17 protein-coding genes are annotated in these 13,893 nt (G+C 61.8%); 3 read left to right on the top strand and 14 right to left on the bottom strand.

Annotated features, from left to right (window positions below; genetic code table 11):
• The first annotated feature begins 77 nt into the window (after positions 1-77).
• Together HU715_RS03240 and HU715_RS03235 are read left to right on the top strand one after the other, a co-directional pair.
• Positions 78-1,268, top strand: a complete 1,191-nt coding sequence (locus HU715_RS03240; RefSeq protein ID WP_053120340.1) for an osmoprotectant NAGGN system M42 family peptidase — start codon at positions 78-80, stop codon at positions 1,266-1,268.
• Between the two features lie 229 nt (positions 1,269-1,497).
• Complete coding sequence (locus tag HU715_RS03235) at positions 1,498-1,725, top strand: YheU family protein (RefSeq protein ID WP_003199186.1); 228 nt, start codon at positions 1,498-1,500, stop codon at positions 1,723-1,725.
• Here the strand turns inward: HU715_RS03235 and csrA are convergent.
• The 3 genes from csrA to HU715_RS03220 form a co-directional block, all read right to left on the bottom strand.
• Positions 1,714-1,914 (bottom strand): carbon storage regulator CsrA, encoded by a 201-nt coding sequence (gene csrA / locus HU715_RS03230; RefSeq protein WP_053120338.1) that lies wholly within the window; start codon positions 1,912-1,914, stop codon positions 1,714-1,716. The genes HU715_RS03235 and csrA overlap by 12 nt on opposite strands.
• A gap of 151 nt (positions 1,915-2,065) precedes the next feature.
• Positions 2,066-2,398, bottom strand: coding sequence for a YnfA family protein (locus tag HU715_RS03225; protein ID WP_060743066.1), 333 nt, complete (start codon positions 2,396-2,398; stop codon positions 2,066-2,068).
• 57 nt (positions 2,399-2,455) lie between these two features.
• Positions 2,456-3,271: an SDR family oxidoreductase gene (locus HU715_RS03220; protein WP_186704699.1), complete on the bottom strand. Its 816-nt coding sequence runs from the start codon at positions 3,269-3,271 to the stop codon at positions 2,456-2,458.
• A 345-nt stretch (positions 3,272-3,616) separates the two neighbouring features.
• On the opposite strand from HU715_RS03220, the gene HU715_RS03215 reads away from it, so the two are divergent.
• Positions 3,617-3,769, top strand: coding sequence for a DUF3309 family protein (locus tag HU715_RS03215; protein WP_003183939.1), 153 nt, complete (start codon positions 3,617-3,619; stop codon positions 3,767-3,769).
• A 64-nt stretch (positions 3,770-3,833) separates the two neighbouring features.
• Here the strand turns inward: HU715_RS03215 and HU715_RS03210 are convergent, their stop codons facing one another.
• From HU715_RS03210 to ccmA, 11 genes are all read right to left on the bottom strand, one after another.
• Positions 3,834-5,927, bottom strand: coding sequence for an LTA synthase family protein (locus HU715_RS03210; protein ID WP_186704698.1), 2,094 nt, complete (start codon positions 5,925-5,927; stop codon positions 3,834-3,836).
• Positions 5,928-6,371: 444 nt separating this feature from the next.
• On the bottom strand, positions 6,372-6,779 hold the full coding sequence (locus HU715_RS03205) for a hypothetical protein (RefSeq protein WP_186704697.1): 408 nt from the start codon (positions 6,777-6,779) through the stop codon (positions 6,372-6,374).
• 14 nt (positions 6,780-6,793) lie between these two features.
• Positions 6,794-7,996, bottom strand: a complete 1,203-nt coding sequence (gene ccmI / locus HU715_RS03200; protein ID WP_186704696.1) for a c-type cytochrome biogenesis protein CcmI — start codon at positions 7,994-7,996, stop codon at positions 6,794-6,796.
• Positions 7,989-8,462: a cytochrome c-type biogenesis protein gene (locus HU715_RS03195; protein WP_186704695.1), complete on the bottom strand. Its 474-nt coding sequence runs from the start codon at positions 8,460-8,462 to the stop codon at positions 7,989-7,991. The genes ccmI and HU715_RS03195 overlap by 8 nt, the downstream gene beginning before the upstream one ends.
• Positions 8,459-8,995, bottom strand: a complete 537-nt coding sequence (locus tag HU715_RS03190; RefSeq protein WP_186704694.1) for a DsbE family thiol:disulfide interchange protein — start codon at positions 8,993-8,995, stop codon at positions 8,459-8,461. Before HU715_RS03190 ends, HU715_RS03195 begins: the two co-directional genes overlap by 4 nt.
• Positions 8,992-10,980: a heme lyase CcmF/NrfE family subunit gene (locus tag HU715_RS03185; protein ID WP_186704693.1), complete on the bottom strand. Its 1,989-nt coding sequence runs from the start codon at positions 10,978-10,980 to the stop codon at positions 8,992-8,994. Before HU715_RS03185 ends, HU715_RS03190 begins: the two co-directional genes overlap by 4 nt.
• A gap of 3 nt (positions 10,981-10,983) precedes the next feature.
• Positions 10,984-11,439, bottom strand: a complete 456-nt coding sequence (gene ccmE, locus HU715_RS03180; protein WP_186704692.1) for a cytochrome c maturation protein CcmE — start codon at positions 11,437-11,439, stop codon at positions 10,984-10,986.
• A complete protein-coding gene (ccmD, locus tag HU715_RS03175) occupies positions 11,436-11,612 on the bottom strand; it encodes a heme exporter protein CcmD (protein WP_003199159.1) in 177 nt (58 codons plus the stop codon). Before ccmD ends, ccmE begins: the two co-directional genes overlap by 4 nt.
• Positions 11,609-12,364 (bottom strand): heme ABC transporter permease, encoded by a 756-nt coding sequence (locus HU715_RS03170; protein ID WP_081352495.1) that lies wholly within the window; start codon positions 12,362-12,364, stop codon positions 11,609-11,611. The genes ccmD and HU715_RS03170 overlap by 4 nt, the downstream gene beginning before the upstream one ends.
• Positions 12,365-12,458: 94 nt before the next feature.
• Positions 12,459-13,127 (bottom strand): heme exporter protein CcmB, encoded by a 669-nt coding sequence (gene ccmB, locus HU715_RS03165; RefSeq protein WP_003183957.1) that lies wholly within the window; start codon positions 13,125-13,127, stop codon positions 12,459-12,461.
• Positions 13,124-13,759, bottom strand: a complete 636-nt coding sequence (gene ccmA, locus HU715_RS03160; protein ID WP_186704691.1) for a cytochrome c biogenesis heme-transporting ATPase CcmA — start codon at positions 13,757-13,759, stop codon at positions 13,124-13,126. The genes ccmB and ccmA overlap by 4 nt, the downstream gene beginning before the upstream one ends.
• Between the last annotated feature and the right edge of the window lie 134 nt (positions 13,760-13,893).

The following is a 13,893-nucleotide window of genomic DNA, read 5'->3' as shown; positions in this document are numbered from 1 at the left end:
CTTCGCGGTCCAGCGGGAGCAAGCTCCCTCGCCACAGGGTTCCCCTATTTCAACCTAATGTTCCGAGAGGAGTTTCCATGATCAGCAAAATTCCCGAACCGGATCTCGAATACCTGCAAAAGGTCCTGCTGGAAATGCTCGCCATCCCCAGCCCGACCGGCTTCACCGACACCATCGTGCGCTACGTCGCCGAGCGGCTCGAAGAGTTGGGTATCGCCTTCGAAATGACCCGTCGTGGCACGATCCGCGCCACGCTCAAGGGCCGCAAGAGCAGCCCCGACCGGGCCGTGTCGGCGCACCTGGATACCATCGGTGCCTCGGTGCGGGCCATCAAGGACAACGGTCGCCTGACCCTGGCTCCGGTGGGGTGCTGGTCCAGCCGGTTTGCCGAAGGCAGTCGGGTCAGCTTGTTCACCGACACCGGTGTGATTCGTGGCAGCGTGCTGCCATTGATGGCATCCGGTCACGCGTTCAACACCGCCGTGGATGAAATGCCCATCAGTTGGGACCACATCGAGCTGCGCCTGGACGCCTATTGCGCCACCCGCGCCGATTGCGAAACCCTGGGCGTGGGCATCGGCGATTACGTGGCCTTCGACCCCTTGCCGGAATTCACCGAAAGCGGTCACATCAGCGCCCGGCACTTGGACGACAAGGCCGGGGTCGCGGCACTGCTGGCGGCGCTCAAGGCGATTGTCGACAGTGGCGAGGAACTGCTGATCGACTGTCACCCCCTGTTCACCATCACTGAGGAAACCGGCAGCGGCGCAGCGGCCGCACTGCCCTGGGACGTCAGCGAATTCGTCGGTATCGACATCGCGCCCGTCGCCCCTGGCCAGCACTCGAGCGAACATTCGGTCAGCGTGGCGATGCAGGACTCCGGAGGCCCTTACGACTATCATCTGTCGCGGCATTTGCTGAAACTGGCCAAGGAGAACGACATCTCGGCACGCCGCGACCTGTTCCGCTATTACTTCAGCGACGCTCATTCGGCCATCACCGCTGGCCACGATATCCGTACCGCCCTGCTCGCCTTCGGCTGCGACGCCACCCATGGCTACGAACGCACCCACATCGACAGCCTGGCCGCCCTCAGCCGCCTGCTCGGCGCCTACATCCTCAGCCCACCGGTGTTCGCCAGCGACGCGCAACCGGCCCAAGGCTCCCTGGATCGCTTCAGCCACCAGATCGAGCACGATGCCCAGATGGAAAGCGATACCCGGGTGCCGTCGGTGGACAGCCTGGTGGGGCAGCGGTCGGACAGCTGATCCAGCTCGCGATGTCGGCTGACACATGACGCTTTCGGAGTCTACACAAATCAAATTGTGGGAGCGGGCTTGCTCGCGAAGGCGGCGGTACATTCAAACTCTATGCTAGCCGACCCACCGCTTTCGCGAGCAAGCCCGCTCCCACAAGGATTCGCAATGGTCAAAACCCAGGCTAGCCGCAAAAGCCCATTGGCCGTAGCATCGCCCTAATGTCTAGCCGAGGTCCCCCATGCTCATCCCCCACGACCAACTCGAAGTCGACACGCTCACTCGCCTGATCGAAGATTTCGTGACCCGCGACGGCACCGACAACGGTGACGACACGCCCCTGGAGACGCGGGTGCTGCGGGTCCGGCAAGCCCTGACCAAAGGCCAGGCCTTGATTGTCTTCGACCCGGAAAGCGAACAGTGCCAACTGATGCTCAAGCACGACGTGCCCAAGCACCTATTCGACTGAACAGGCCTTGCGGGCGGCGTTAGCCTTTTTCCTCTGGATCTTTTCATAGATTTCGGAGCGATGGACATCGACGTGCCGTGGCGCTTCGACGCCAAAACGCACGGTGGTGCCACTGACCGACAGCACCCGGACGGAAATATCGTCACCGATGGAAATCAACTCGCCCACAGCACGGCTTAATACGAGCATGGTTCTTGTCCTTAAGAATGTCTGGACCCTGACCATGCCCGGCCTGCTTTCCGTTCTCAAGACACCAGCGAGAATTCAGTAAGGCCCTACAAGCAAAGTTCTTGCGACTGAAGGAAACGTCCTGCAAAAACCTGGCGAACCGTAGGTTATTTCAGGAAGCTGAGAGCCGTGGGCCGAATAGAATCACGCTCGCCCCCAACACGCAGAGCGCCACGCCAATCCAGTCGGAACCCAGTGGCCGGACCCGCTCCACCACGGCCAGCCAGCCGATCGAGGCAATGATATAGATACCGCCATAAGCCGCGTAGGCGCGCCCGGCGTAGGTCGCTTCGATGCGGGTCAGCAACAGCGCGAACAAGGTCAGGCTGAGCAGCGCCGGGGCGATCCACCAGGCGCTCTTGCCCTGGCGCAGCCACATCCAGAAGGCGTAGCAACCGGCGATTTCAAACAGCGCGGCGAGAAAGAACCACAGGTAGTTGAGCATGCAGATGTCCATCAAGAGGGCCGAATGGCGCCATCCTGAGGACATCGCGCAGCCAGGTCAATTCAGGTTCTGGCGGGCCTTGGCGCGCATCTTGTCGGCCATGGCGGTCATTTCGTCGTAGAGCAACTGTGGGTTCTTCTGCTTGAGCGCCCAGGCCATGCGCCCCTGTTCATGGGGCAGGATCATGAACTGCCCTTGGGCCACTTGCTGGTAGATGTAGTCGGCAATGTCAGCGGCGCTGATCGGTGAGCTTTCCAGCAACTTGCCGACCTGAGCCTTCATGGCTGGGGTCGGCCCGCGGAAGGAGTCCAGCAGATTGGTCTGGAAAAACGACGGGCACACCACGTGGACGCCGACTTCCTGCTGCGCCAACTCTACCAGCAGGCTCTCCGATAACGCCACGACGCCTGCCTTGGCCACGTTGTAGTTGCTCATGGCTGGCCCCTGCATCAAGGCCGCCATGGAGGCGATGTTGATGATCTTGCCGCGGCTCTTTTCCAGCAATGGCAGGAAAGCCTTGCAGCCCTTGACGACGCCCATCAGGTTGATCGCGATCTGCCAGTCCCAATCTTCCAGGGACAGTTCGCTGAAGAACCCGCCCGAAGCTACGCCGGCGTTGTTGACGATGATATCGATACCGCCGAGCTTTTCTTCGCAAGCCTGGGCGAACGCCGTCAATTGGCTGTAGTCGCGCACATCGCAACGCTGGATGAAGCCTTCACCACCGGCAGCGCGCACCAATTTCAGAGTTTCCACCAGGCCTGGCTCGCTGACATCCGACAAGGCCAGGCGCCAGCCTTCACGAGCCCAGCGCAGCGCGATTTCGCGACCCAGGCCGGAGCCGGCCCCAGTGATCATCATGCGATTTTGCATAGCAAACAGCCTTGTTCCGGGAGAGATAGGCCGAGTGTAGCGAAGGCGCCTGCCAGACCCACGCTCCATCAGATTGCTGAATGGCGAGGGCAAACTGTGGGTGCTGGCGAAGCCTGCGATTTTTTGATCTTTCGCTTGGGATTCAAGTGTGTGGGGAAAGATCGCAGCCTCGTTTCACTCGACAGCTCCTACACAGCTCCTACCAGCTCATACCGGCGCCTACAAAAACTTTGAATTTTTTACAGGACGTTACGGTCGGACTTATTAAGCCGCCCGGATTTAACGCATGCGTGCTGGTAGTTGGAAGTTGCATCAATCCAAAACTGACCAATAAGGAAATCTACAATGGGCACAATACTTATCATTATTCTGATCCTCCTGCTGATCGGTGGTCTTCCGGTCTTCCCGCACTCCAGAAGTTGGGGCTACGGTCCGTCCGGTATCATCGGTGTAGTGTTGGTGGTGCTGTTGGTCCTGCTATTACTGGGCAAGATATAAACCACTAAGTAAGCGCAAAAAAAAAAGAGGCCTCTGTAGGCCTCTTTTTTATGCTCGCCGTTTCTCAGTCCGGCTTGCCGTCAATCACGCCGGCGGTGTTATCCAGCAGGCTCTTGGTCGCGGTTTGCAGGAACGATTCGAGCTTGAGTTTCATCTCAGCCGTCTCCGGTGCATCCGGGATGACCTCTGCATGTGGATTGGCGCCCAGTTGATAACGGAACAGTTTCGGTGCCATTGCCTTTTCCTCTGGCAACACCAGGATCTTGTCGTCGTGGATAAGTGCGGTGGTCTGATCACTACCCGACGGTTTGATCACGCCAAAACCGGTGTCGCCTGGCGGCAGATTCAACAGGTCGCGGCCCCAGCACTGGTTGCGCACTTCCCCGCCAAGCCGGCCCATGATGGTCGGGACGATATCGACCTGGGTGCCAATGGTGTGGTTGCGCTGGCCGAATTTCTCCTGGACGCCCGGCCCGATCAGCAGCATCGGCACATTGAAGCGGCCCAGGTCCATCTCGGTGATCTGGCGCTCGTTGCCGAAGCCATGGTCACCGACCACGACGAACAGGGTTTCCTTGAAGTAAGGTTCCTTGCGGGCCTTCTCGAAGAACTGGCCCAGCGCCCAATCGGAGTAACGCATGGCGGTCAGGTGTTCGTTCAGGCGGCCACGGTCAGTGACCGGCTCCACCGGCAACGGCGTCGGCAGCGCATAAGGCGTATGGTTGGACAGAGTCTGCAGCAACGCATAGAACGGCTTGCCGTTTTCCCGCGCCTTGAGTTCGATCAGGCCCCGGTCGAACATGTCCTGGTCGGACACGCCCCAGGTCGGGTCGGAGAACACCGGGTTCACGAAGTCGTTACGCCCGATGAACGTGGTCATGCCTTGGCTGCTGAAGAAACCCGACTGGTTGTCCCAGGCAAAATCGCCGTTGTAGACATACACATCGTCATAGTTGCGGGCGCTGAGCAGTTGCGGCAGGCCCGACAGCTTGTGGCTGCCCTCCGGCGTCTGCATCAGGTATTCGAAACCCGGCAGGTTCGGGAAGCACGCCATGGTGGCGAACATGCCTTGGTGGGTGTGGGTGCCATTGGAGAAAAAACGGTCGAACAACAGGCCTTCCTTGGACAGTTTGTCCAGGTAAGGCGTGATGTTGCCCGGCGCGCCCAGGGCGCCCACCGAGTGACCGGCCATGCTCTCCATGAGGATCACGACCACGTTCTTGATCGGCAGGGTCTTGTCCGCTGGCGGCGTGTAGTCGCGGCGCACGGCGGCTGTCTCGGCGTCCACGAGTTTGTCGTCAGGCATCACCAGCATGTTGCGCACGGTCTGCTGTGCCAGCGGTTGCTCGAGTGTGGCCTTCCAGATGTTGTCACGGTGTTCGGACAGCCGGCTCTTGGCCGCCGCCACCAATGACAAGGTGCCATTGAGGCCCAACTGGTTGGCGAAGTTCGAATCGGTGGTGTAGACGTCGCCCCAACGCAATGGCGGACCTTGGCGCAGGGTACCGCGCGCAGCGGCCACGGCCACCAGCAGGCAAACCATGAACACCGCGACACGTCCGTACCACGGCGCGAGCTGACGCGTGCCGATGCTGCCGCCGCTGAACGGCCCACGCGGGCGGGTGGCATGGTCGGCGCCCTTGAACGCCAGGCTCAGGATAAGGGTGCCGCCCACCCAGGCCAGCAGGTAGCGCACTACCGGGAAACCGTACCAGAGCATGCTCATCACGGTTTTCGGGTCTTCCTTCACATACTGGAAGACCAGGCCGTTGAGGCGCTGGTGGAATTCACGGTAGAAGTCCATCTCCATCAAGCCGAGGAACAGCGCAACACTGGAGGTAATGGTCAGCCAGAAACGAAAGAAACCACGGGCGGCCATGGCCCTTGCGCTGAACAATGCCAGCAGCAACGGGATGCTGAGGTAGACCACCAGGCGCAAGTCAAAGCGCAGGCCATTGAAAAACGCTTCAACGAAGGTCGAGGCCGGGGTGTCGAGGATCATCTCGCGGTTGTAGACCAGCAGCGCCACGCGCAGCAGGCTCAGCATGACCATCATTACCAGGGCGCAAAGCAACGTGTAGGCCAGGTGCGATTTGACGGTCGGTTGCAGCAGGCGATGCGTGGTGCGCTGCTGACTCAGGGCGTCCGGGATTGCCATGTCGTTTAAGGACCCTATTGGAGTTGGAGTGTCAAAAAAAGAAACAACGGCGCGCCCTCTGTTGGCCAAAGCCTGGCCCCGGGGCTTGCGCGAGTGCGCAAATGTTGCACGAACGGCTATGGCATTGCCATTAAATAACCGGCGGCGATATGAGCGCGGGGGATTGTCCGCAAGATTTGGTGAAAATTTCGTTCAAAGAATATTCGGAAACACAAAAAGCCCGGCCTACTGCACGGTTGTGCCGAACGCCATTGTGGTGGAGGACTTGATTGTGGCGAGGGAGCTTGCTCCCGCTCGGCTGCGCAGCAGTCGTAAAACCTGGATAGCGAAATATGCCCGACAGACCGCGGTGGCTGGATTGGGGCTGCTTCGCAGCCCAGCGGGAGCAAGCTCCCTCGCCACAGGGTTGCCGATCACTTCCAGATCAGTGTGAAACGATCACTTTCAGTGGAACTTGCGCCCCAGCCCCGCCGGCACGCCTTCGATGGTGGTTTCTTCCCACGGGCCGTTCGGGCTGACGGAACGGCTCCAACCGTTGTTCCAGCGGAAATAGGTGCGCTGGCGGTAGAACGTATTGGTCTGGTTATCCAGCACATAGACCCCCAGCTTGGCGTCCCAGTGGCTGTTGCCACCCGGTGGCGGGGCGAAACTGGCGGAGGTACGTGGCACCGGCTTGGCCGGTTTGTTCGGGATGACTGGCTTGCCAGGAGGCATGGACGGGGCCGGCTTGGTGGTTGGGGTCGACGGTGGAATCGGTGGCAGTGGCGCCGAGGGCTCCGGCGGACGCTGGACCGCGCAAGCGCTCAGGCCCATGACGAGCGTGAGCAGGGTGATACGAGCGATGGCGGTCATGGTGCGAATTCCTGTTATTTATCCGGGCTGTCGATGGTCAATTGTTGTTGCGCCGTGGTGCTGCTCGCCAGGGGCTGGCTGCGGCCGATCCACTCACCCGCGGTCGGCTGGCCGGCCCGGGAGACGCGCGCCATCAGTTGGACTTCGGGGAAGTTCGACAGTTTCAACTGGGGCATCATGGCGTCTGCATCGCCCAGTTCAACCGTGACCGGCAGATCGGCCACTGTCAGGCGCTTGGCGGCCAGGGGTGCCGGCGGGCCGGCCACGGCGCGGGCAAAGATGAACACGCTGTCGCCCGGCTGCACCTTGGCCTTGAGCTCCGGCGCCAGGTCGACGCGAACCTTGAGCACTGCCCCGGTCTTGGCCGGCGGGGCCTGGACGACTTTGCCACCACTGGCCTGCAGCTTCTCGGTGGCCCGGGTAATGCCGCCCTGCAGCGCCTCGCGTGATTTGTCGCCTTCCGGCAGTTGCGCGAGCAGGCGCCCCCAGTAATCGATCGCCTCCTGATAGCGTTCGCCTTCAAACGCGGCGATGCCCAACAGGCCGAGGCTGGTGACTTCCTTCGGATCGAGCTTGAGCGCTTCGTCGGTCAAGGCCTGGACTTTATCCGACCATTTCTTGCCATCGGCGAAATACTGCGCCTGGGCCCACTGGCCCAACAGTTCCGGTTGGCGACCGGCGACCGCCACGGTGCGCTCGAAAATCTTCGCCGCATCCGCGGGCCGATCCTGGGCCATGTAGGTACGCCCGAGGAAATACAGGCCTTCGGCCGAGTCTGGCTGTGCCGCCACCGCGCGCTCCAGGCGCTGGGTCATCTCTTCCATCGACTGCGGCGCCTGGGCGAATTCGCGGGTCAGCTCGACCTTGTCACTGGCACCGAAATGCAGGTACAGCGCCAGGCCCAGCACCGGCACCAATACGGCGGCGAGCAACGGCAACGGTTTGCCTAGCCGGGATTCGCGCGGAGCATCGGTGCCCTCGGTGTCGGCGAGCAGCTCCCGGGCGGCTTCGGCACGACCGGTGTCCAGTTGCGCGGCGTTGAGCACGCCCTCCTCCCGCTCGGCTTGCAGTTCGGCCACGCGCTCCTGATACAGCGCTACGTTGAGTGCGGTGCGGTCCTCTTCGCGTTGAGCGCGACGACCACGCAGTACAGGGATCAACAGAAAACTCAGGGCAACCAGAAGAAGCAGACCTGCGGCGAGCCAGAAATCAATCATGCTTGGTTTTATCCAACAGTTGGTCGAGGCGCTGGCGCTCTTCGACAGAAAGCGTGTCCGGTGCGGCCGTGCGCTGGACCCGGCGCCGGCGCACGATGACTGCGATGATCACGAGACCACCGAGCAACAGCCCGGCGGGGCCGAACCAAAGCACCGCGGTCTTGGAGGACAGGGCGGGGTTGTAGCGCACGAACTCACCGTAGCGATCGACCATGAAGTCGATGATCTGCTGGTTGTCCTTGCCCTCGCCGAGCATGCGGAAGATTTCCTTGCGCAGGTCGGCGGCAATCGGGGCGTTGGAGTCGGCGATGTCCTGGTTCTGGCATTTGGGGCAGCGCAGTTCCTTGGTCAGCTCGCGAAACCGCTCGCGCTCGCCGTCGTTGGCGAACTCATAGGTGTCGATGGCGGCCTGGGCCACACCGACCAGGCTCAACCCCAGGATGGCAGCGGCTAACCAACGCTTCATGGCTTGGCCTCGTCCACCAGGGCCTGGTACTTGGCGGCCAGTTTCTCGCGCCAGACCTGTTCGTCGATCACGCCGACGAACTTGTCGCGGATCACGCCCTTGGCATCGATGAAGAAGGTTTCCGGCGCGCCATAGACGCCCAGGTTCAGGCCCAGGGAGCCCTCTTCGTCACGAATGTCCAATTGGTACGGATTGTGAAACTCGGCCAGCCACTTCAGAGCGTCGGCATTGACGTCCTTGTAGTTGACGCCGTAGATCACCACGCCGTTCTGGGCCAGCTTGTTCAGCACCGGGTGCTCGACCCGGCAGGAAATGCACCAGGTGCCCCACACGTTGACCAGCGCCGGCTTGCCCAGCAGGTCGGCACGGGTCAGGGTCTTGTCGCCTTGCACCGAAGGCAGGGAAAACTCCGGGAATGGCTTGCCGATCATCGCCGAGGGCAACTCGCTCGGGTTCAGGTACAACCCCCGGTACAAGAACACCGCCATCAACAGGAACAGCGCCAACGGCAACAGCATCAACCAACGTTTCATGCAGTGGCTCCCGTCACGCCCAAGGCTTCACGCACCCGGGTTCTCACCTTGACTCGATAACGCCGATCCAGCGCCGCCAGCATCCCGCCCAGGCCGGTGAGCAAGCCACCGAACCAGATCCAGCGCACGAACGGCTTGACATGAACGCGCACCGCCCACGCGCCGTCGCCCAGGGACTCGCCCAGGGCCACGTAGAGATCGCGAGTGAACCCGGCATCGATCCCGGCTTCGGTCATGACCGAGTTCTGCACGGTGTAGAGGCGTTTTTCCGGGTGCAGCACGGTGATTTCCTGGCCGTTGCGAATGACCCGCACAGTGCCTTTGTCAGAGGTGAAGTTCGGCCCTTCGAAATGCTTGGCGCCTTCGAACACGAACTGATAGCCCCCCAGGTCCATGGACTCCCCCGGCGCCAGGCGCAGGTCGCGCTCGGCACTGTTCTGGCTGGACAACACCACGCCCAAGGCGCAGACGGCGATGCCCAGGTGGGCGATCTGCATGCCCCAATAACTGCGAGTCAGGGATGGCAGGCCTTTGATCAGGCCTTTGTGGCGGGTCTTGTCGAAGATGTCCCGGACGCCGGCCAGCAACACCCAGGCCGCCAGCACGAACGTCGCCAGCACCGCCCAGTTGAAATCGCCGTAGGCCACGCCGGCCACCACGGCCAGGGCGGCCGTGCCCAGCAGCACCGGGGTCAACATGCCCAGTAGCCACTTGACCGGGGTGTCTTTCCAGCGCACCAGCATACCGATGGCCATCACCACCATCAGGATCGCCATCAGCGGGATGAACAACGCATTGAAGTACGGCGGACCCACCGACAGCTTGGCGCCGGACAGTGCATCGAGCACCAGCGGGTACAACGTACCCAGCAGGATCATCGAAGCCGCCACCACCAGCACCAGGTTGTTGCCCAGCAACAGGGTTTCCCGCGACCAGAGGTTGAAGCCGACCTGGCTCTTGACCACCGGCGCCCGTAGGGCGAACAGCGTCAGCGAACCGCCAACGACGAACAGCAGGAACATCAGGATGAACACACCGCGCTCAGGGTCCGAGGCAAAGGCATGCACCGACGTCAGCACGCCGGAACGCACCAGGAACGTGCCCAACAGGCTCAACGAGAACGCCGCGATGGCCAGCAGCACGGTCCAGCTCTTGAACACACCGCGCTTTTCCGTGACGGCGAGGGAGTGAATCAGCGCAGTACCCACCAGCCAAGGCATGAAGGATGCGTTTTCCACCGGATCCCAGAACCACCAGCCGCCCCAGCCCAGTTCGTAGTAGGCCCACCAGGAGCCCAACGTGATACCGACACCGAGGAAGGCCCAGGCGACGATGGTCCACGGGCGCGACCAGCGCGCCCAGGCGGCATCGAGCCGCCCGCCGAGCAACGCGGCGATGGCGAAGGCGAAGGCCACGGAAAAACCGACGTAGCCCATGTAGAGCATCGGCGGGTGAACGATCAGGCCGATGTCTTGCAGCAATGGGTTCAGGTCGCGGCCATCCATCGGCATCTGCGGCAGGATGCGCTCGAACGGATTGGACGTGACGATCAGGAACAGCAGGAAACCAGTGCTGATCATGCCCATGATCGCCAGTACGCGGGCGAGCATCACGCGTGGTAATTGCCGGGAGAACACCGAGACCGCAAAGGTCCATCCGGCGAGAATCAAAGCCCAGAGCAACAGCGACCCTTCGTGGGCGCCCCACACCGCGCTGAACTTGTAATACCAGGGCAAGGCGCTGTTGGAGTTGCTGGCGACGTACTCCACGGAAAAATCGTCAGCCATGAACGCGTAGGTCAGGCAACCGAAGGCGAACAGCATGAACGCGAACTGCCCCCATGCCGCCGGCTGTGCCAGGCTCATCCACAACCGGTCGCCACGCCAGGCACCGAGCAGGGGTACCACGGCCTGGACCAGGGAGAAACACAGGGCCAGGATCATCGCCAGGTGGCCCAACTCGGGAATAAAGATACCAGCCGTCATCGGTCAGCCCTCCTTCACAGGCGCGGGTGCCGACTGGCCGCTGTCTTTCAGGGCCTTGGTCACTTCCGGCGGCATGTATTTCTCATCGTGCTTGGCCAGCACTTCATCGGCGACCACAACGCCGTCAGCGTTGAGCTTGCCCAGGGCGACGATGCCCTGCCCTTCGCGGAACAGGTCCGGGAGAATGCCGCGATAGGTGATGGTCACGGTCTTGCTGAAATCGGTGACATTGAATTTCACGTCCAGCGAATCCCCGGAACGCACCAGCGAGCCCTGCTCCACCATGCCACCGGCGCGGATGCGTGTGTCTTTCGGCGCTTCGCCATTGGCGATCTGGGTTGGGGTGTAGAACAGGTTGATGTTCTGCTGCAAGGCGCTGAGAGCCAGGCCGACCGCGGCACCGACACCCACCAGGATCGCCAGAATGATGACAAGACGTTTTTTGCGCAGCGGATTCACTGACCGTTCTCCCGGCGCAGACGACGCGCCTCTTGTTGCAGATACCGCTTGCGGGCCAGGATCGGCACCGCCACGTTGAGGGCCAGCACCACCAGGCAAATGCCATAGGCTGACCAGACATACAGGCCATGATGGCCCATGGCGAGGAAATCGCCGAATGAAGCGAAACTCATCGAGCGGCCTCCAGGCTGTTCTGTACTTCGGCCTTCACCCAACTGGCCCGGGACTCGCGCTTGAGCACTTCCAGGCGCATGCGCAGCAACAGCACCGCGCCGAAGAAACAGTAGAAGCCCAGCACCGTCAGCAACAGCGGCAGCCACATTTCGACGGGCATCGCCGGTTTTTCGGTCAGGGTGAAGGTCGCGCCCTGATGCAAGGTGTTCCACCACTCCACCGAATACTTGATGATCGGGATGTTGATCACGCCGACAATCGCCAGCACCGCGCAGGCCTTGGCCGCGCTGTCACGATTGCTGATGGCGTTGCCCAGCGCAATAAGACCGAAGTACAGGAACAGCAGGATCAGCATCGACGTCAGTCGTGCATCCCAGACCCACCACGAACCCCAGGTCGGCTTGCCCCAGATGGCCCCGGTGACCAGCGCCACGGCGGTCATCCAGGCGCCGATGGGGGCGGCGCATTGCAGGGCTACGTCGGCCAGTTTCATCTTCCACACCAGCCCGACCACACCGCACACCGCCAGCATCACATAGATGGATTGGGCCAGCAGGGCCGTGGGCACGTGGATATAAATGATGCGAAAGCTGTTGCCCTGCTGGTAGTCCGGCGGGGCGAAGGCCAGGCCCCAGACCACGCCAGAACCCATCAATAGCAGCGCGAAGAGGCTCAACCAGGGGAGCAGTTTGCCGCTGATGCCGTAGAACCACTTGGGTGAGCCGAGCTTATGAAACCAGGTCCAGTTCATTGCTGTTTCCATCACGGTTGCGGTTCGCCATCACGAACCGCCGGGTCTGCCTTTACTTCCAGGGAAGTGGTCAATTTTTGACCAGGCCTCGTTATTATTCGCCGACGCTGATTTTCAGGCCAGCGGCTATTGCGAAGGGTGTCAGGGTTATCGCCAGGGCGGTCAGGCTCCCAAGCCACAGCAGATAACCGGTCGCGGGCATGCCTTGCAATGCGGCTTGCAAGGCACCGCTGCCCAGGATCAACACCGGGATATACAACGGCAGGATCAGCAGCGCCAACAACAGGCCGCCGCGCTTCAAACCCACCGTCAACGCCGCGCCCACCGCACCGAGCAAGCTCAGCACCGGAGTGCCCAGCAGCAGCGACACCAGCAGCACCGGCATGCACGCGGCGGGCAAGCCCAGCATCATCGCCAGCAGCGGCGAGAGCAGCACCAGTGCCAGCCCGGAAAAAACCCAGTGTGCCAGTACCTTGGCCAAAACCAGAAGGGCCAGGGGGTGCGACGAAAGGACCCACTGTTCCAGTGAGCCGTCTTCGAAATCACTGCGGAAAAGCCCGTCCAGCGAGAGCAGGACCGATAAAAGCGCGGCCACCCAGACCAGTCCTGGAGACAAGGTTTGCAACAATTGAGTCTCCGGACCGACCGCCAACGGGAAGAGCGCGATGACAATCGCGAAGAATACCAGCGGATTGGCCAATTCGGCCGGACGACGAAACAGCAGGCGCGCCTCGCGGGCAAGCAGCAGGCCAAACACACTCATACGGCCCAATTCCCCAGATCGATATTGCGATAACCGGACGGCATCCGCGCCAGCGTGTGGTGGGTCGTCAACAGGACCATGCCGCCGTTCTCGCAGTGCCGGGCCAGGTGTTCCTCGAGTTGCGCGACGCCCTGCTTGTCCAGGGCAGTGAACGGCTCGTCGAGAATCCACAGCGGCGGGCCGTCCAGGTACAACCGGGCCAAGGCCACTCGGCGCTGCTGGCCGGCGGACAGGGTGTGGCTCGGCACGTCTTCGAAGCCGCGCAGCCCGACCGCCGCCAACGCTTGCCAGATCGCCTCGCGCTCGGCCGGCGTATGCAGCGCACAGAGCCAACTGAGGTTTTCTTCGGGGGTCAGCAAATCCTTGATGCCCGCGGCGTGGCCGATCCAGAGCAGGTTACGGGCCAGTTCGCTGCGCTGGCTGTGCAAGGGCTGGCCATTGAGCAACACTTGCCCTGCGGTGGGCTGCATCAACCCGGCGAGCAGGCGCAACAGACTGGTCTTGCCACTGCCGTTGGGGCCACTGATCTGCACCATGTCGCCAGGCGAGAGTCTCAATTCCAGATGTTCGAAAAGCAGCCGCAAGTCTCGCTCACAGGCGAGGCCAACGGTTTGCAGGAGAGGACTGGTCAAGGGATCGCGGGCCTTATACGGTGTTCAAGTCGGCGGTGCAGCGGCCGTTAAAGAGGTGCAGCATAGATGCTTTGACGGCCTGTTCCACAGAGCTGCGTCAAACAATTGCAAGGTTTTCGCCACTCCCTGAAAGA

The organism is Pseudomonas zanjanensis, assembly GCF_014268745.2.
Lineage (GTDB): Bacteria > Pseudomonadota > Gammaproteobacteria > Pseudomonadales > Pseudomonadaceae > Aquipseudomonas > Aquipseudomonas zanjanensis.
The sequence above is the reverse complement of the archived record's forward strand: the minus strand, read 5'-3'. Positions and strand labels throughout refer to the sequence as shown.